The sequence below is a fragment of the Jiangella anatolica genome (assembly GCF_003236295.1).
Taxonomy (GTDB): Bacteria; Actinomycetota; Actinomycetes; order Jiangellales; family Jiangellaceae; genus Jiangella; species Jiangella anatolica.
This window is the reverse complement of sequence record NZ_POTW01000008.1, coordinates 21,465-38,773: the sequence shown is the minus strand read 5'-3', so window position 1 is coordinate 38,773 and position 17,309 is coordinate 21,465. Positions and strand designations below refer to the sequence as shown.

The window sequence follows — 17,309 nt, the reverse complement described above, 5'->3', positions numbered from 1 at the left end:
CGATGGCCGCGAACAGCACGGACTTCGACGAGTTCTACAACGCCACCCACCGGCGCGTGCTGCACCAGATGTATGCGATGACCGGCAACCTCGCCGACGCGCAGGAGTGCACGCAGGAGGCGTACGCCCGGGCCTGGCAGCGCTGGAAGACCGTCAGCCAGGCCAGCAGCCCGGAGGCGTGGATCCGCACGGTCGCCTGGCGGATCGCCGCCAGCCGCTGGCGCAAGGCCAAGAACGGCGTGACAGCGCTGGTCAAGCACGGCGCGCCGGACCACTCGCCGTCGCCGGACCCGGACCACGTCGCGCTGGTCACCGCGCTCAAGCAGATCCCGGAGAGCCAGCGGCAGGCAATCGTCCTGCACCACCTGGTCGGGATGAGCGTCGACGACATCTCGCGCGAGACCGGCACGCCGACCGGGACGATCAAGGCGCGCCTGTCGCGGGGGCGGGCGGCGCTGGCGCAGTTGCTCGCCGACACCGGCGACGCCGCGGGGATACCGGCGGGAGGTGAGGCGTCGTGACGGGCGACTTCGACGACGAGCTGCGGCAGCGGCTCGGCGGCCTGTCCGCCGACCTCGACGGCGTCGCGCTGCCCGGCCCGGCCGCGGCCCGTGCCCGGGCCGCCCAGCGGACCCGGCACCAGGTCACCAGCGGCGTGCTGGCCGGGGTGGCGGCGGTCGCGGCCGGCGTACTGATCGTCAACCCGGCGCCGCTGACGACGACGCCCGAGCCGGCGCCGCCGGCCAGCCGGTCGACCGAGGCGCCGACGGACCCGACGACGACGCCTGACGACCTGAGCCCCGCGCTGCTGACGGCCGGCGACGTCACCGACGCGACCGGACAGGCGGCGGCCGAGGTGACCCAGCGCAGTGCCGTCGACTGCGACCCGGCGGACGTGCTGGCGAGGCTCTCGTCGCCGCTCGGGCACGCCGAGGTGACCTACCAGGCCGGGGACATCGCCGTCCGGCAGGACATCCTCCGCTTCTCGGCCGCCGAGTCCGTGACCGGCGTGTGGGCGGAGATCCGCTCCTGCCTGCCCGCCCGCGGCGACGACGACGGCGACGCGCCGTTCGTCACCGACGACCTCCTCATCGACGGCGTGGGCGACGAGGGCTGGCTGGTCCGCTACTACCCCGACCCGGACACCGACGAAGGCTCCGCCGTCACGGCGGCGCTGGTCCGCTACCAGGACGTCGTCAGCCTCACCGTCCGCACCGAGCCACAGCCCGACGGCCCGGACGCCGACATCGAGGTGCCCGTGACCGCCGCGCGGCGGATGTGCGACGCGCTGTTCGCCACGTCCTGCGTCACCGACCCGGTGCTGCGCGATGCCGGACCCAACCCGGAGGAGACGACCGAAGGGCCGACCGGCGAGTCGACGAACGATCCGGGCACCGTCCCGGGCGGCGAGCCGACCGAGCCGGCCGACCCGACGACACCGGCGGAGGAACTGCTCGAGCTCGCCGAGGACCCGTTCCTGACCGACGACGATGTCGCCGCGGTCGGCACCGCCACCGGGTTCGTGCGCCAGCCGGAGCTGGACCCGGACGCGGTCTGGACACCGTGTCTGCAGAACCCGATCGACTCCGGCGCGATCACCGCCGTCGCGCTCGGCTACAACCACGATCTCGACGCCAGCATCGTCGAGCGGGTGGCGTTGATGCCGGACGGCGAGTCGGCGTTCAGCTACGTCGCCGCGCACACCACGCTGCCGGAGGTGTGCGGAGAGGTGGGCGAGTTCCGCGAGCAGACGGTGGGCGAGCCGGTCGCCGTCGACGTGGACGGCGCCGACGACGCGGTGGCCTGGGTCGTCGAGAGCGTGCCGACCGCGGAGAACCCGGGCTCGGAGAGCTCCTTCGCCGGCATCGGGATCGCCCGCGTGAGCAACATCGTCGTCGTGATCGGGTTCAGTGCCATGGGTGACCCGTCCGGCGGCGACTGGCCCGGCACGGTGAGCGGGCTGCTGGCGACCGCGCTGGAGCGGGCGGTGGGCTGAGCCCGTCGTACGCTGCGGGTCATGGAGCGCACCGACGCCGAGGCACTGGACCGCGACGACCCGCTGGCGCACCTGCGCGACCGGTTCGACCTGCCGGACGGGCTGATCTACCTCGACGGCAACTCGCTCGGCCCGCTGCCCCGCGGCGTGGCCGAGCGGGCCGGCCGGCTGGTCGGCGCCGAGTGGCGCGACGACCTCATCACGTCGTGGAACGCGCACGGCTGGTACGACCTGCCGGCGACCGTCGGCGCGAAGCTGGAGCCGCTGCTCGGCGCCGAGCCCGGCACCGTCACCGTCGGCGACTCCACCAGCGTGCAGCTGTTCAAGCTGCTCGTGGCGGGCGCGCGGCTGCGGCCGGACCGGCGGGTGATCCTCACCGAGCCGGGCAACTTCCCGACCGACTCCTACGTGATCGACGGGGTCGCGCGGCTGCTCGGCCTAACGGTGCGCTGGTGGGACGCCTCGTCGCAGTCGCTGAGCGCCGTACTGGACGACGACGTCGCCGTCGTCTCCCTCTGCCACGTCGACTACCGGCTCGGGCGCATGCATGGCGGCGCCGCCGTCACCCGCGCGGTGCACGACGCCGGCGCCGTCATGCTGTGGGACCTGTGCCACTCCGCCGGCGCCGTCGCCGTCGACCTCGCCGGCTGGGCCGCCGACCTGGCCGTCGGCTGCGGCTACAAGTACCTCAACGGCGGCCCCGGCGCGCCCGCGTTCGTCTACGTCGCGCCCCGCTGGCTGGACGTCGTCGACCAGCCGATCACCGGCTGGTTCGGGCATGCGACACCGTTCGCGCTGGAGCGCGACTTCCGCCCGGCCGACGGCGTGCGCCGGCTGCTCAGCGGCACCACGCCGGTGATCGGCACGGCGGTCCTGGACGCCGCGCTGGACGCGTTCGACGGCGTCGCGATCGCCGACGTGCGGCGCAAGTCGCTCGCGCTCACCGACCTCTTCCTGACGCTGGCCGACGAGCGGCTCGCGCCGTACGGCGTCGAGGCCGAGGTGCCGCGCGACCACGCCGCCCGCGGCTCGCAGCTGTGCCTGCGGCTGGACGAGGCGTACGGGTTCGTGCAGGCGCTGATCGCCCGCCGCGTCGTCGGCGACTTCCGCGAGCCTGACCTGGCCCGGTTCGGCCTCGCGCCGCTCTACGTCCGCTTCGCCGACGTGTACGACGCGGTCGAGCACATGGCCGCCGTCCTCGCCACCGGCGAGCACCGCCGCCCCGAGCACGTCGCCCGGGCCGCCGTCACCTGACCCGGTCGTACGTCGCGATGATCACGCCGGTCGTCGTCGGGACGGACTTGGCCAGCCGGAACGGCGCGAGCTGCGCTCCGTCGCGGAAGAGGCGGGCGCCGTCGCCGAGGACGAGCGGGTGGATCGACAGCACGAGCTGGTCGACCAGGTCGAGGCGGAGCAGCGTCTGGACCAGCTCACCGCTGCCGAGCACGCCGATGTCCCGGGACTCGCGGTCCTTGAGGCCGGCCAGCTCGCCCGGGCCGAGGAGCACGGAGTTCTCCCAGGTCAGCGGCTCGGTCAGCGTGGTGGACACGACGTACTTGGTGGCGGCGTTCAGCACTGGCGTGAACGGGTTGCCGTCGGTCTGCTTCGGCCAGAACCCCTCGAACTGCTGGTAGGTGACCCGGCCGAACAGCAAGGGGCCGCCCTGTTCGCCCTGCGCCATCCCCTCGCCCATCTCCCGCATCGCGACCTCGTCGGCGTAGGGCCCGGCCCAGCCGCCGTGCGCGAAGCCGCCGCGGGTGTCCTCGTCCGCCCCGCCCGGCGCCTGCATGACGCCGTCCAGGCTGACGTTCTCGATGACGATGATCCGGCCCATGAGGCGCCTCCTAAACCAAACGGTGTAGTAAAGTCTACGCACATGAGCCGGACCGACCGCAAGCATCAGGCGATCCTCGACGCGGCCACCGAGGTGTTCCTGACCGATGGCTACGCGGGAACGACCATCGACCGCATCGCCGCAACCGCCGCGGTCTCCAAGCCGACCGTCTACGCGCACTTCGGCGACAAGCAGGCGCTGTTCACCGAGATCGTCACGCGCACCGTCGACGAGGCGGCCGAGCCGGTGCACGCCGAGGTCGCCGCGCTGCGCGACACCGGTGACGTCGCGGCCGACCTGCGCGACCTCGCCCGCCGGCAGCTCACGATGGTGATGCGGCCGCGGCTGCTGCAGCTGCGCCGGCTGGTCATCGGCGAGGCCGGCCGCTTCCCCGAGCTGGGCCGGCTGTTCGCCGAGCGCGGTCCGGCCCGGACGATCGCGGACCTCGCGGCGGCGTTCCGCGGACTGAGCGAGCGCGGCCTGCTCGCCGTCGCCGATCCGGAGCTGGCGGCGGCGCACTTCAACTGGCTGGTGATGTCGGTGCCGCTGAACCACGCCATGCTCACCGGCGACGACACTCCCCCGCCGGCCGCGGAGATCGAGCGCCACGCCGACGAGGGCGTCCGCGTCTTCCTGGCGGCCTACGGCGTCCAGCCGCCGTGATGACCCGACCGTCCGCGAACGATCAGGTGACCAAAGCGGCGCGGGCGGCTCGGCGGTCAGCGCAGCGTGTCGAAGTACTCGCCGAAGGCGGCGGCCTCGTCGCGCTGCTCGACGTCGAGGACGTAGGCGGCCTGGAGCAGCTTCGGGACCTTCGGCAGCACGATGAAGCGCACCTTGGCGCCATCGGTCGTCTTGACGACGTAGCGGCGCTGCAGGTCCTTCTTCGCCGTCTGCAGGTTCGCGGCCGTGACGTACACCGGGTCGAGGGCGCCGAGCGAGCCGGGGTCGCCGACGACCTCGACGATCGCGAGGTCCTTCGTGCCCGGCACATACCCGACCACGTACGAGTGGATGATCGTCCTCTTCGCGACGATGTAGTTCTTCTCCACCGAGTCGTACCCGTAGACGATCCGGTAGCCGTCCGGGTCCTTCACGGCGGCGTCGAAGACCCGCCGCAGCTCGGTCATGATTTCGCTCACGAAAGCCTCCCCCAGGGAATCGGCCGGGCCACCCCAGGGGCGGCCCGGCCGAGTCTCTCCCGATCCATGATGGTCAGAGCTTCTGGTAGATCTCCCGCATGAGCCGGGCGGTCTCGCTCGGGGTCTTGCCGACGGCGACACCGGCGGCCTCGAGCGCCTCCTTCTTGGCCTGCGCCGTGCCGGACGACCCGGACACGATGGCGCCGGCGTGGCCCATGGTCTTGCCCTCGGGCGCGGTGAAGCCGGCGACGTACCCGACGACCGGCTTGGTGACGTGCTCCTTGATGTAGGCCGCGGCCCGCTCCTCGGCGTCGCCGCCGATCTCGCCGATCATCACGATCGCCTTGGTCTCCGGGTCGGCCTCGAACGCCTCGAGCGCGTCGATGTGCGTGGTGCCGATGACCGGGTCGCCGCCGATGCCGACGGCGGTGGAGAAGCCGATGTCGCGCAGCTCGTACATCATCTGGTAGGTCAGCGTGCCGGACTTGCTGACCAGGCCGATCGGGCCGGGGCCGGTGATGTCGGCCGGGATGATGCCGGCGTTGGACCGGCCCGGGCTGATCACGCCGGGGCAGTTCGGCCCGACGATGCGGGTCTTGTTGCCCTTCGCCGAGGCGTACGCCCAGAACTCGGCGGTGTCGTGCACCGGGATGCCCTCGGTGATGACGACCAGCAGCTCGATGCCGGCGTCGACGGCCTCGATGACGGCGTCCTTGGTGAACTTCGGCGGGACGAACGCCACGGACACGTTGGCGCCGGTCTTGTCCATCGCCTCGGCCACGGTGCCGTACACGGTGAGCACGGCCTCGGGGCTGAACTCGGTGAAGTCCAGCTCCTGGCCGGCCTTGCGGGCGTTGACGCCGCCGACGATCTTCGCGCCGGCCTTGAGCATCCGCTGCGTGTGCTTGGTGCCCTCGGCGCCGGTGATGCCCTGGACGATGATCCTGCTGTTCTCGTCGAGGAAGATTGCCATGACTCGTCGCCCCTACTTCGCTGCCGCGAGCTCGGCCGCGCGTCGCGCGGCGCCGTCCATCGTGTCGACCTGCTCGATCAGGCCCGCGGGCGCCGTGGCGGCGAACTCGGACAGGATCCGCCGGCCCTCGACCGCGTTGTTGCCGTCGAGACGGACGACCAGCGGCTTGGTCACCTCGTCGCCGCGGCTCTCCAGCAGCCCGAACGCGTGCACGATCCCGTTGGCGACGGCGTCGCAGGCGGTGATGCCGCCGAACACGTTGACGAACACGGCCTTGACCTCGTCGTCGGACAGGATGATCTCCAGCCCGTTCGCCATCACCTCGGCCGACGCGCCGCCGCCGATGTCGAGGAAGTTGGCCGGCTTCACGCCGCCGAACTCCTCGCCGGCGTAGGCCACGACGTCGAGCGTGGACATGACCAGCCCCGCGCCGTTGCCGATGATGCCGACCTCGCCGGACAGCTTGACGTAGTTGAGGTCCTTCTCCTTGGCGCGCGCCTCGAGCGGGTCGGCGGCGGCCTTGTCCTCGAACTGCGCGTGCTCCTCGTGCCGGAACTCGGCGTTCTCGTCCAGGCTGACCTTGCCGTCCAGCGCGACGACCTGGCCGTCGGGCGTGCGGACCAGCGGGTTGACCTCGACGAGCGTGGCGTCCTCGCTGGTGAACACCGTCCAGAGCTTCTGCAGGATGTCGATGACCTGGTCGCGGACGTCGGCCGGGAACCCGGCGGCGTCGGCGATCTCGGCCGCCTTCGCGGCGTCGACGCCGGCGATGGCGTCGACCGGAATGCGGGCCAGCGCCTCGGGCCGCTCGACCGCCAGCTGCTCGATCTCCATGCCGCCCTCGACGCTGGCCATCGCCAGGTAGGTGCGGTTGGCGCGGTCGAGCAGGTAGGAGACGTAGTACTCCTGGTCGATGTCGCTGGCCTGGGTGACGAGCACCCGGTGGACCGTGTGGCCCTTGATGTCCATGCCGAGGATGGCCCCGGCCTTCTCGGCGGCCTCGTCGGCGGTCTCGGCCAGCTTGACGCCGCCGGCCTTGCCACGGCCGCCGGTCTTCACCTGCGCCTTGACGACGACCGGGCCACCGATGTCGGCGGCGGCCCGGCGGGCCTCGTCCACCGTCTCGGCGACGGACCCCGGCAGCACCGGGACCTCGTGCTTGGCGAAGAGCTCCTTCGCCTGGTACTCCATCAGGTCCACGCGAATCCATCCCTTGTGTCGGCCGCGATTCGAAGGGCAGCCTATCCGCCGACCACGATCTCCCGGAGCGCGGTCTCCCCGTTCACCGTGACGGTGACGGTGGCGGCACCGGCCCGCAGCCCCCGGATCGTGCCGGACGCCGGGTCGACCGCGACGACGGCCCAGCGCGGCGCCGTGCCGGCCGGGCCGATGTGGACACCGGCGCCGCCCCACTGTGCCGACACCGGCCACTGCACCGGGACGACGCGCGTGCCGTCCTGCGACACCGTCGCCGACACCGCGCCGGACGCCCCGACGGCCAGCGACTCCGGCGCCGTCAGCGCGATCGAGTCGACCCGGGCCCGCACCTCGGCCGTCAGCCAGGCGTCGTCGTCGCCGCGGTCGCCGGAGGCGGGATCCAGGCCGAGCAGCGTCCAGCCGGTGAAGCCGCCGTCGTCCGGCGTCGACGCCGGCGCCTTGCCGGAGTTGCCGTTGACGATGAACGGGACGCCGTCGACGGAGGTGGCGTCGAAGACGCCGGCGTGCGCGCCGACGAACGCCGCGGACTTGTCGCTGTCCGCCTCGAAGTCGCCCAGCCAGGTCTCCAGCATGGCCGCCTCGCGCCGGTCGGCGAGCTGGCTGTTCGCCGTCGGCAGCGGGTCGTCGATCGGGTGGTGCTGGAAGACCAGCACGCCGGTGATCTCCGGGTCGGCCGCGGCCTCGTCAAGTGCCCGCCGCAACTCGGCGAGCTGGGCGAACCCGCCGCCGCGCAGCGTCCCGAACGCGGAGTTGAGCGTGATGATCCGGGTGGTGCCGTCGTCGGTCGGCAGATCGACGGTGTGCTGGGTGGCGCCGAACTCGGCGATGAAGTTGCCGATCGGGCCGCCCTGCACCTCGTGGTTGCCCGGCACGTAGTACCAGGGGAAGTCGACGCCGGCCAGCTCCTCGTCGAGCACCCGGCGGGCGAGGTCGAAGTCGATCGGCGCCGCCTCGTCGACGAGGTCGCCGTTGATCACCAGCGCGTCCGGATCCTCGGCGACGATCTCGCGGAGCGTACGGCGGGCGGCCGCGACGATGTCGCTGTCGGGGTTGCGCCCGACGAACTGCGAGTCGCTCATGACGGCGATCCGCTGGCCCGCGTCGTCGGCCGTGCCGTTGGTGACGATGACGGGGTCCTCGAACCGCTGGCTCGCCGGCAGCTCGACGTCCGGCGCGATCTCGACGGTGATGTCGCTGAACGACGTCTCGCCGTTATAGCTGCGCGCGCCGGAGGCCTCGACGGCGTAGATGTCGCGGAACCGCAGCGGGTACTCGGTACCGGCCGGGACCGGGAACGTGAGCTGCTGCCAGCCGGTGAACGTCGTATAGCCGCCGTTCAGCGTGAGCGGCGTGCCGTTGGGGTCGTAGACGCGCATCCGGATCCAGGTGCCCTGGCCGTCGCCCTTGACCCACGCCTTGATCGTCTGCGGCTGGCCCGGCAGCGTGAACTGCGCCGGCGGCGTGGCGTACGCGGCCCGGGTGTTCGGCCCGGTGAAGTCGTACGTGAGCCGCACGCCGTCGCGGCCGTCCGGACCCTCGGTGGGCGCGATGGCGCCGGTCGCGCGGGCGAAGCTGACGGTCCAGCGGGCGGCGTCGTCGAACGTCGCCACCGGGACCTCGGCCAGGCCGATCGTCACGGCGACGCCGGTCTCGACGCCGCCGGCGGTCAGCGTCAGCAGCGCCGAGCCGGTCTCGATCAGCGGCCGCACGCTGAACCCGTCGCCGTCGGGCACCAGCTCCACGACGCCCTCGCCGCCGGCGACGGTCACGTCCGCCGGCTCGATCGGCGCCCGGTAGCCGTCGATGTCGTAGCCGGTGAGCGCGAGCGTCCCGGTGTCGCTGGCGCCGGCCAGCGGGAGCAGGGTCGCGGTCGGCTCCAGCCGGCGCAGCTCGCCGAGCACGGTGACGCCCAGCTCGCCCTCGGCGCCCAGCACCGAGGCCTGGACGTCGGCGTCGCCCGGCGCGATGCCGGTGACGACCGCGGTGTTCGGCGTGGCGCCGCGCAGCACCGAAGCGACCCGTCGATCCGACGTCGTCCACCGCGGCCGCGCCTCGACCCGCGCGAACGTCTCGTCGTGACCGCGCGCCTCGATGGTGCGGGTGAGCCCGGGGAAGACCCGGTCGGTGTTCTCGGCGTCGCCGGCCAGGACGCGGAAGCCGTCCAGTTGGCCGGAGCCCTCGGCGGCGAACAGCGCGAGGCCGTTGGCGACCGAGCGCTCGCTGCCGTCGGACGGGCTGTTGACGACGGTCCGGTCGTCGGTGCCGGGGTCGCGGACCACCAGCGTGGACGAGCCGCCGCCGTCGATGTTCAGCGCGTCGTACGCGCCGAGGTCGTCCATCAGCTCGGCGAACTCGGTCAGCGTCATGCCGCGCGAGTGCGCCTGCTTGCCGTCGACGGACACTAGATACATGGTGCGGCCGTCCTCGGACAGCCCGATCGACGTGCGGGCGGCCGGCTCGGTGTCGGTGAACGTGCGCTGCACGCCGTCGTCGACCAGCAGGTGGTTGCCGCCGACCGCGACCGCGACGTCGCCGAAGTCCGAGCGCGGCGCGTAGGAGACGTCGACGGTGTCGCCGGGCGCCAGCGCGAGCAGCGACGTCGCACCAGTGTCCCGGCCGACCAGCACGACGGTGTCCGCCGCGATCGGCCCGGATCCCAGCGTCGTCCCGACCGCCGTCACCACGCCGTCGACGACGGTGACCTCCGCGCGCGTGGCGGCGGCGCCGACGGTGTTCGCCCGGGTGTAGCTGCCCCACTGCGACGTGAACACGCCGATGCCGTTCGCCGGCAGCCCGAGCGTGTTGACGCCCGCGAGCGGCAGGCTGACGCCGTCGCCGGTGACCGCGGTGCCCTCCAGGAACACCTGCGCGAGCGCGGCGACGCCGTCGCTGGACACGGCCAGCGCGTTCTCGTGGCCGGCCGTCGGCGCGGTGATCATGCCCTCGTCGCGGCTGATCCCTGCGCCGAGCGGCGCGTTGGAGTTGTTGATGTCGTAGAAGTCGCCGTTGATCGCGGCCGTCGCGCCGCTCGCCTCGGCCAGCGAGCGGACCGTCGCGGTCGTCGTCACCTCGCCGGAGTACTGGTAGTCCAGCGTGACGCCGGCGTCGAGGTCGACCTCGAGGATGCTGCCGGCGTTCCAGCCGCCGTCCTCCAGCCGGGAGAACGTCGTCAGCTCCATCCCGGGCGCGATGGTCTGCCGGTCGGTGCCGGCCAGCACCGACTCGCCGGGACGGGTGAGGTCGCCCGGTTCGACGGCGGCGGCCGCCGGGACGACGAGCAGGCCACCGGCCAGCAGCGTGGCGGTGAGTACGGCGATGCGCGCGCGATCACGTCGATTCAGCACGGAGCACACCCCATCGAGAACGGACGACCCGTCATCGAGCGGCGGGCCGCAACCCGGTGAATTTCCGGCAAACCTTACCGAATCAGGGCATGCGTGCGCTATCGGCGGAAATAATTTCCAGCCGGAATCGGGTCAGGACGCCCGCGCGCGGTCACGCAGCGTGTCGACCCACTCGACGATCTCCTGCGTCGACGCGCCGGGGGTGAAGACCCGGGCGACGCCGAGCTCGGCCAGCAGCGGGATGTCGGCCTCGGGGATGATGCCGCCGCCGAACACCACGATGTCCGCGGCGTCACGCTCGGCCAGCAGTTCCAGGACGCGCTTGAACAGTGTCATGTGCGCGCCGGAGAGGATGGACAGGCCGACGGCGTCGGCGTCCTCCTGGATGGCGGCCTCGACGATCTGCTCCGGCGTCTGATGCAGGCCGGTGTAGACGACCTCGACCCCCGCGTCACGAAGTGCGCGCGCCACCACCTTGGCGCCACGATCGTGCCCGTCGAGACCGGGCTTCGCGACCACGACGCGCAGGGGACGTCCCTCCGTCATGACTACCTCCAGGAACAACGCTGATCCGCCGGATGTTGCCGACAGTACCCGCAGTGGTGACGGGACCGTCCGTTCGAAGGAGAGGTCCTGCATACGGCGGAGTTCTCGCACGAGTGTGACGCAGATCACATGTCACAGAGCGTCACGAATCTTGCCTGCGCAAGGTCGATCAAGGTTTGCCCGTCGGTCGAGGTCACGACGCGATTACGGGGATCCCTCCGCTGCTTCCGGTGTCACAGTCCGTGATCACCCGCCGAAACGCTGGAGCGGAGGCGTTTGGCAGGACCCCTAGGGGACGGCTACTGTCCACCGAGTCCTTGTCCCCGGCGAAAGGTTCCTGGCGTGTCGCAACGCTCCGGCAGCGGGCGTCACCGTAGCCGCCGTCGACACGTCAGTGTCCCGTCGGTGGTCGGTTCCGTAGCGGTAGCAGCAGCGGCCTCCGGGGCCCTGGCCATGCCTCACGCGGTCGGCTCCACCGGCAGCTCGGACGAGGGACTCGGCGCCATCGCGCAGCGCCCCCAGGAGTCGGATCACCCGACCGAGGGCGGCGCGCTCGACACCCTGGTCGCCGCGGAGCAGTCGCTCGCGGCCGAGACCGGCGAGGTCGCGCAGGAGGCGCACAGCCGCATCGTCGAGCAGCAGCGGGTCGAGGCCGCCGAGGCGGCCGCCCGCGCCGAGCGCGAGGCCAAACGCTGGCTGCTGCCGCTGGACAGCTACCGCATCACGGCGGGCTTCGGCGCCGGCGGCTCGATGTGGTCCAACCGGCACACCGGCCTCGACTTCGCCGCGCCGTCGGGCACCGAGGTACGGTCGCTCTCCTCCGGCGAGATCATCTTCGCCGGCTACGACGGCCCGTACGGCAACAAGATCGTCATCCGGCACTGGGACGGCACCGAGACCTGGTACTGCCACCTCTCCGCGTTCGTCCTCCGCTCCGGTGAGGTCGCCCCGGGCGAGGTCATCGGCCGCGTCGGCTCCACCGGCAACTCCACCGGGCCGCACCTCCACCTCGAGGTGCACCCCGACGGCGGCGACCCGGTCAACCCCCGCTCCTGGCTCGAGGAGCAGGGCGTCAGCGTCTGACGCTTCGTTCTCTCCTGTCACTACCCGGCCCGAGCGGGAGCATGCGCCGCGGTTCTAGCCGAGCTCGTCGGCCAGCTCCAGCCAGCGCTCCTCCAGCGCCTCGCGCTCGCCGTGCACCGACCGCAGCTCGGTGTCGAGCGCCAGCACCTTCTCGTGGTCCGTCGCGTTGTCGGCGATCCGCTCGTGCAGCGTCTTCTCCCGCCGCTCCAGCTTCTCCAGGTCGCGCTCGATCCGGGTGATCTCCTTGCGCGTCGCCCGGCTGTCCCCGGACCGCGCCCGGGCGGCGGCCGGCGCCACGGCCTGCTCCGCCTGCTCCCGGCGCAGCTCCAGGTACTGGTCGACGCCGCGCGGCAGCTGCACGATCCGCCCGTCGCCCAGCAGCGCCCAGACGGCGTCGGTGACGCGCTCGAGGAACCAGCGGTCGTGGCTGACGACGACGAGCGAGCCGGGCCAGCTGTCGAGCACGTCCTCCAGGACGTTCAGGGTCTCGACGTCGAGGTCGTTGGTCGGCTCGTCCAGCAGCAGCACGTTGGGCTCGCCCATCAGCAGCCGCAGCAGCTGCAGCCGGCGCCGCTCGCCGCCGGACAGGTCGCCGACCGGCGTCCACTGGCGCTGCCCGGCGAAGCCGAAGCGCTCCAGCAGCTGCCCGGCCGTGACGGTGTCGCCGCCGCCCAGCTGCAGCTCGCGGCGGACCTCCTCGACGGTCTCCAGCACTCGCTTGCCCGGATCGAGGCCGACGACCTCCTGGTCCAGGTGCGCGGCGGCGACCGTGCGCCCGATCTTCACCCGGCCGGAGTCAGGCGCCAGTGACCCGTCCAGCAGCCGCAGCAGCGTCGTCTTGCCGGCGCCGTTGACGCCGACGATGCCGGCCCGGTCGCCCGGCCCGAGCCGCCAGGTGACGTGGTCGAACAGCGTCCGGCCGCCCAGCGACACGGTGACGTCCTCGGCGTCGAACACGCTCTTGCCCAGCCGCGTCGTCGCCAGCTTGGCCAGCTCGTAGCGGTCCCGTGGCGGCGGCTCGTTCTCGATCAGGGCGTTGGCGGCGGAGATGCGGAAGCGCGGCTTGGACGTGCGCGCGGGCGGCCCTCGCCGTAGCCACGCCAGCTCCTTGCGCAGCAGGTTCTGCCGCCGCGTCTCGTCGGCGGCAGCCAGCCGGACCCGCTCGGCGCGGGCCAGGACGTACTCGGCGTAGCCGCCCTCGTAGGAGTGGACGGCGCCGTCGGCGACCTCCCAGGTGGTCGTGGCGACGGTGTCGAGCAGCCAGCGGTCGTGCGTCACCATGACGAGCGTCCGGTTGCCCGCGGCGAGGTGCGTGGACAGCCAGTCGATCGCCTCGACGTCGAGGTGGTTCGTCGGCTCGTCGAGCAGGATGAGGTCGTCGTCGCCGATCAGCAGCCGGGCCAGCGCGACCCGTCGCCGCTCGCCGCCGGACAGCGGGCCGACCACCGCGTCCATCGAGAGCCCGGGCACCAGGTGCGCCAGCACGTCGCGGATCCGCGCGTCGCCGGCCCACTCGTGCGTCGGCCGGTCGCCGACCACGGCCCGGCCGACCGTCGCCGCCGGGTCGAGCTCGTCGCTCTGGCCCAGTCGGCCGATGCGCAGCCCGCCGGTGCGGCTGACCCGGCCGGAGTCGACCTGCTCCAGCCCCGCCAGCACCCGCAGCAGCGTCGACTTGCCGCTCCCGTTGCGCCCCACGATGCCGATGCGGTCGCCGTCGGCGACGCCGAGCGAGACCCCGTCGAGGATGAACCGGGTGCCGTAGGCCAGCGAGGCCGACTCGAGGTTGATGAGGTTACGGGGCGCCATGTCGCACCCAGTTTCTCACGCCGGGCAGTAGTGCCTGTTCTTGCCGCCCACCTGCTCCAGCCGGTGCTCCGACATCGGGTGGTGGCACAGCGGGCACTCGATCTCGCGCGCCGGGCGCGGCGGCGGCGCGTCGTCCTGCCGGCCCAGATCGGCCGGTCCCAGCAGCGGCATCAGCACCTCGGTGAGCCGGCCGTACCACGGCAGCTTGCGCTTCTTCACACGTTAATAGTTAGCACACTAATCAATCGCGTGCGATAGAGTGTGGCCATGACGACAGACCTCGGCGACGACCCGCTGGCTCTGGACCGGCAGGTCTGCTTCGCCCTGGCCGTGGCCGCCCGCAGCGTCATCGGCCTGTACCGGCCGCTGCTCGAGCCGATGGGCCTGACCCACCCGCAGTACCTGGTCATGCTAGCGCTGTGGGAGCGCGAGCCGCGCTCGGTCAAGGACCTCAGCAGCACCCTGCAGCTGGAGTCGGCGACGCTGTCGCCGCTGCTCAAGCGGCTGGAGGCGGCCCGCTACGTGTCCCGGCGGCGCAGCGCCGACGACGAGCGGCTGCTGGTCGTCGAGCTGACCGACGCGGGCCGGGCGCTGCGCGCGGAGGCCGAGAAGATCCCGTACGCGATCGTCGACCGGCTGGGCATGCCGGTCTCGGAGCTGGAGGACCTGCACGCGTCGCTCACCCGCGTCATCGCGGCGGCGACGACTCCTCCGGAGTGAGGTCGACGGCGTTGAGGTGCACCCGCTGCCCCTCGTGGTCGAGGATCGTGAGGCACTCCGCCGGCCCGTCGTGCGCGACGATCGCGTGCGGCGCCATCGTCGAGAACTGCGCCGCCTGACCGGCTCGCACGAGGATCACCCGCTCGCCCAGGTACAGCCGCACGGTCCCGGACAGCACGGTGAACCAGTCGTGGCCGGGGTGCACGCGCAGCTGCTTGGGCCGGGTCCGCCGGGTGATCCGCATCTTCGCGACGGTCAGCCCGTGCGGGCCCTCGTCGCGCGACAGCAGCCACGTCGTGGCGCCGTGCACGCGGTCGTGCTGCGGCCGGATCACGACGTCGGTGTCCTCGACCGGCTCGACCAGCTGGTCCAGCGTGGTGTCGAGAGCGCGGGCGATCGGCACCAGCTGGTCGATCGAGATGCGCCGGCTGCCGGTCTCGATGCGGCTCAGCGTCGACGGGCTCAGGTGGCAGCGAGCCGCCAGCGCGTCCAGCGACCACCCCTTGGCCTGCCGCAGCCCGCGGATCCGGGCCCGGATCACCGCGTCGACATCGACCTCGTCTTGCGTCATAAGCAAGACTCTATGCGATCGGCGCATGCCTCGCCTACCGTCGCGGTATGAGCCACGACCACGACCACGGTGACGACTCCCTCGCCGACCTGCTCGACCTCGACGCCGACGTGCTGAGCGACTACTGGACGGACGCGCTCGACCTCGTCCATGCCGCCGCCGGCTCCGCTCCTGGCCAGCGCCTCGTCGACCTGGGCGCCGGCACCGGCACCGGTGCGCTGCGGCTGGCCCGGCTGTTCCCGGACGCCGACGTGATCGCCGTCGACGCGTCGGCGGAGATGCTGCACCGGCTGCGGGAGAAGGCGGTCGAGCAGGGCCTGGCGGAGCGGATCACGACGGTCCACGCCGACCTCGACACCGGCTGGCCGGTCCCCGCCCCCGTCGACGTCACGTGGGCGTCGCTGTCCCTGCACCACCTGGCCGACCCGGACCGCGTCCTGCGCGACGTCCACGCCGCCACCCGCCCGGGCGGCCTGATCGCCGTCGCGGAGTTCCCGGTCCAGCTCCGCTTCCTGCCCGACGGCGACGGGGCGGCGCTGGAGACGCGGCTGCTGGAGGTGCTCGGCCGATACCAGGCCGAACGGCTGCCGGAGCTCGGCTCGGACTGGCGGGCCCGTCTGACGGCCGCCGGCTTCATGCTGCTGGACGAGCGGACCTTCGACATCGACCTCGCCCCCGCCCCACCGGCGGCCGCCGACTACGCCGCGCTCTGGTTCGGCCGGCTGACCCACCGCCTGGACGACCTCGACCTCACTCCGGCGGACGCCGCCGCCCTCACGGACCTGGTGACGGAGCTACGGAACGGCCGGACCGACCTGCGCGTCCGCGGCACCCGCACCGTCACCCTCGCCCGCCCCTGACCCCCGCTCCCATGATCATCAACCTTTTGGGCTGTCCCGACGACGCAAAAGGTTGATGATCATGGGCATCCACAGGAGACCGGAACCGGGGCAGCCAACAGCGAGGCGTGCCCACACTCCCCCCGTCCCCCTGATAGCTGCCCGTTCTTGGCCGGGACGACGCGGGTCAAGTCCGCGCCCCGCAACCACAGACCACACCAGCCACGAAGGGCGCGGACTTGAGGCGCGCCGGCCCGGCCAAGAAAATGGGCAGCAGGGGGACGGCCAACGGTCGCAGTCCCCTCAACGAACGACAGCCGCCCCTCAAACCGACCGTCGTAGCGCCGTCAACCGACGTCGGCCGGCCCCGTCACGGCCAGGGCGCTCGCGCACGTCCCGGACGCGGCCAGCTCGACGGCCAGCGCCCCGGCCGACACGGCGTCCCGGGCCAGGAAGACGCACGTGGGTCCCGACCCGGACACGATCCCGGCCAGCGCCCCGGCCGTCCGCCCGGCCGCCAGGGTGTCGCCCAGTGCCGGCCGCAGCGCCAGTGCCGCCTCCTGCAGGTCGTTGTGCAGCAGCCCGGCCAGCGCGTCGGCGTCGGCCGAGGCGAGCGCCGCCAGCAGCTCACCCGGGACCGACGGCGCCGGCACCTTGCGGTCCGAGCGCAGCTCGTCGAGGCGGCGGTAGACCTCGGGGGTGGACAGGCCGCTGTCGGCGGTCGCGAGGACCCAGTGCAGCGAACCGCCGACCGGCACCGGGCGCAGCCGCTCGCCGCGCCCCGTCCCGACGGCGGTGCCACCCTGCAACGCGAACGGCACGTCGCTGCCGAGCCCGGCGGCGACCGCGCCGAGCCGCGACTCGGGCAGCCGCAGCCCCCACAGCCGGTCGCAGGCGAGCAGTGCGCCGGCGGCGTCGGCGCTGCCGCCGGCCAGCCCGGCCGCGACCGGGATCTGCTTGTGGACGCGCAGCAGGGCGCCGCTGCGCAACCGGGCCTTGCGGGCCAGCGCCCGGGCGGCCCGGACGGCGAGGTTGGACTCGTCGGCGGGGGTGTGCTCGGCGTACGGCCCGGTGACGTGGACGGTGACCGCGTCGGCGTGGACGGCGGTGATCTCGTCGTAGAGCGAGACGGCGTGGAAGACGGTCGCGAGCTCATGGAACCCGTCCGGGCGGACCGGCCCGACGGACAGCATCAGATTGATCTTCGCCGGCACGCGGGCGATCACCTGTAGCACCA

17 protein-coding genes are annotated in these 17,309 nt (G+C 72.7%); 7 read left to right on the top strand and 10 right to left on the bottom strand.

Features of this window, described 5'->3' with window-relative positions; all coding sequences use genetic code 11:
- Positions 1–2: 2 nt before the first annotated feature.
- From C1I92_RS04780 to kynU, 3 genes are read left to right on the top strand one after another with little or no spacing between them, the layout of a single operon-like run.
- A complete protein-coding gene (locus C1I92_RS04780) occupies positions 3–521 on the top strand; it encodes an RNA polymerase sigma factor (RefSeq protein WP_111253610.1) in 519 nt (172 codons plus the stop codon).
- Positions 518–1,996 (top strand): hypothetical protein, encoded by a 1,479-nt coding sequence (locus C1I92_RS04775; RefSeq protein ID WP_111253529.1) that lies wholly within the window; start codon positions 518–520, stop codon positions 1,994–1,996. Before C1I92_RS04780 ends, C1I92_RS04775 begins: the two co-directional genes overlap by 4 nt.
- A 12-nt stretch (positions 1,997–2,008) precedes the next feature.
- Complete coding sequence (gene kynU, locus C1I92_RS04770) at positions 2,009–3,250, top strand: kynureninase (protein ID WP_369124075.1); 1,242 nt, start codon at positions 2,009–2,011, stop codon at positions 3,248–3,250.
- Here kynU and C1I92_RS04765 read toward each other — a convergent pair.
- Positions 3,243–3,830: a dihydrofolate reductase family protein gene (locus C1I92_RS04765; protein ID WP_111253527.1), complete on the bottom strand. Its 588-nt coding sequence runs from the start codon at positions 3,828–3,830 to the stop codon at positions 3,243–3,245. The genes kynU and C1I92_RS04765 overlap by 8 nt on opposite strands.
- Before the next feature lie 42 nt (positions 3,831–3,872).
- Here C1I92_RS04765 and C1I92_RS04760 point away from each other — a divergent pair, with 42 nt between their 5' ends.
- On the top strand, positions 3,873–4,493 hold the full coding sequence (locus C1I92_RS04760; RefSeq protein WP_111253526.1) for a TetR/AcrR family transcriptional regulator: 621 nt from the start codon (positions 3,873–3,875) through the stop codon (positions 4,491–4,493).
- A gap of 56 nt (positions 4,494–4,549) precedes the next feature.
- Here the strand turns inward: C1I92_RS04760 and C1I92_RS04755 are convergent, their stop codons facing one another.
- The 5 genes from C1I92_RS04755 to C1I92_RS04735 form a co-directional block, all read right to left on the bottom strand.
- Positions 4,550–4,972, bottom strand: a complete 423-nt coding sequence (locus C1I92_RS04755) for a hypothetical protein (protein ID WP_146605020.1) — start codon at positions 4,970–4,972, stop codon at positions 4,550–4,552.
- A 73-nt stretch (positions 4,973–5,045) separates the two neighbouring features.
- Positions 5,046–5,945 (bottom strand): succinate--CoA ligase subunit alpha, encoded by a 900-nt coding sequence (gene sucD / locus C1I92_RS04750; RefSeq protein ID WP_111253524.1) that lies wholly within the window; start codon positions 5,943–5,945, stop codon positions 5,046–5,048.
- Positions 5,946–5,957: 12 nt separating this feature from the next.
- The gene (sucC, locus tag C1I92_RS04745; protein WP_111253523.1) at positions 5,958–7,145 is read right to left on the bottom strand and encodes an ADP-forming succinate--CoA ligase subunit beta; all 1,188 of its coding nucleotides are present in this window, start codon (positions 7,143–7,145) and stop codon (positions 5,958–5,960) included.
- Between the two features lie 41 nt (positions 7,146–7,186).
- A complete protein-coding gene (locus tag C1I92_RS04740) occupies positions 7,187–10,507 on the bottom strand; it encodes a phosphodiester glycosidase family protein (RefSeq protein WP_146605019.1) in 3,321 nt (1,106 codons plus the stop codon).
- Between the two features lie 132 nt (positions 10,508–10,639).
- The gene (locus C1I92_RS04735; protein ID WP_111253521.1) at positions 10,640–11,053 is read right to left on the bottom strand and encodes a cobalamin B12-binding domain-containing protein; all 414 of its coding nucleotides are present in this window, start codon (positions 11,051–11,053) and stop codon (positions 10,640–10,642) included.
- A gap of 453 nt (positions 11,054–11,506) precedes the next feature.
- On the opposite strand from C1I92_RS04735, the gene C1I92_RS04730 reads away from it, so the two are divergent.
- Positions 11,507–12,136 (top strand): M23 family metallopeptidase, encoded by a 630-nt coding sequence (locus C1I92_RS04730; RefSeq protein ID WP_111253520.1) that lies wholly within the window; start codon positions 11,507–11,509, stop codon positions 12,134–12,136.
- Between the two features lie 54 nt (positions 12,137–12,190).
- On the opposite strand, the gene C1I92_RS04725 is transcribed toward C1I92_RS04730, so the two are convergent.
- Both C1I92_RS04725 and C1I92_RS33645 read right to left on the bottom strand, forming a co-directional pair.
- On the bottom strand, positions 12,191–13,942 hold the full coding sequence (locus C1I92_RS04725; RefSeq protein ID WP_111253519.1) for an ABC-F family ATP-binding cassette domain-containing protein: 1,752 nt from the start codon (positions 13,940–13,942) through the stop codon (positions 12,191–12,193).
- A gap of 15 nt (positions 13,943–13,957) precedes the next feature.
- Complete coding sequence (locus tag C1I92_RS33645) at positions 13,958–14,161, bottom strand: hypothetical protein (RefSeq protein ID WP_158563992.1); 204 nt, start codon at positions 14,159–14,161, stop codon at positions 13,958–13,960.
- Positions 14,162–14,209: 48 nt separating this feature from the next.
- Between C1I92_RS33645 and C1I92_RS04715 the strand changes: the two genes are divergently transcribed.
- A complete protein-coding gene (locus tag C1I92_RS04715) occupies positions 14,210–14,662 on the top strand; it encodes a MarR family winged helix-turn-helix transcriptional regulator (RefSeq protein WP_111253609.1) in 453 nt (150 codons plus the stop codon).
- Here C1I92_RS04715 and C1I92_RS04710 read toward each other — a convergent pair.
- A complete protein-coding gene (locus tag C1I92_RS04710; protein ID WP_111253518.1) occupies positions 14,631–15,233 on the bottom strand; it encodes a helix-turn-helix domain-containing protein in 603 nt (200 codons plus the stop codon). The two genes, C1I92_RS04715 and C1I92_RS04710, sit on opposite strands and share 32 nt — an antisense overlap.
- A 47-nt stretch (positions 15,234–15,280) precedes the next feature.
- Here C1I92_RS04710 and C1I92_RS04705 point away from each other — a divergent pair, with 47 nt between their 5' ends.
- A complete protein-coding gene (locus C1I92_RS04705; protein WP_111253517.1) occupies positions 15,281–16,093 on the top strand; it encodes a class I SAM-dependent methyltransferase in 813 nt (270 codons plus the stop codon).
- A 326-nt stretch (positions 16,094–16,419) separates the two neighbouring features.
- Here the strand turns inward: C1I92_RS04705 and C1I92_RS04700 are convergent, their stop codons facing one another.
- On the bottom strand, positions 16,420–17,307 hold the full coding sequence (locus C1I92_RS04700) for a 4-(cytidine 5'-diphospho)-2-C-methyl-D-erythritol kinase (protein WP_233506848.1): 888 nt from the start codon (positions 17,305–17,307) through the stop codon (positions 16,420–16,422).
- Positions 17,308–17,309 lie beyond the last annotated feature (2 nt).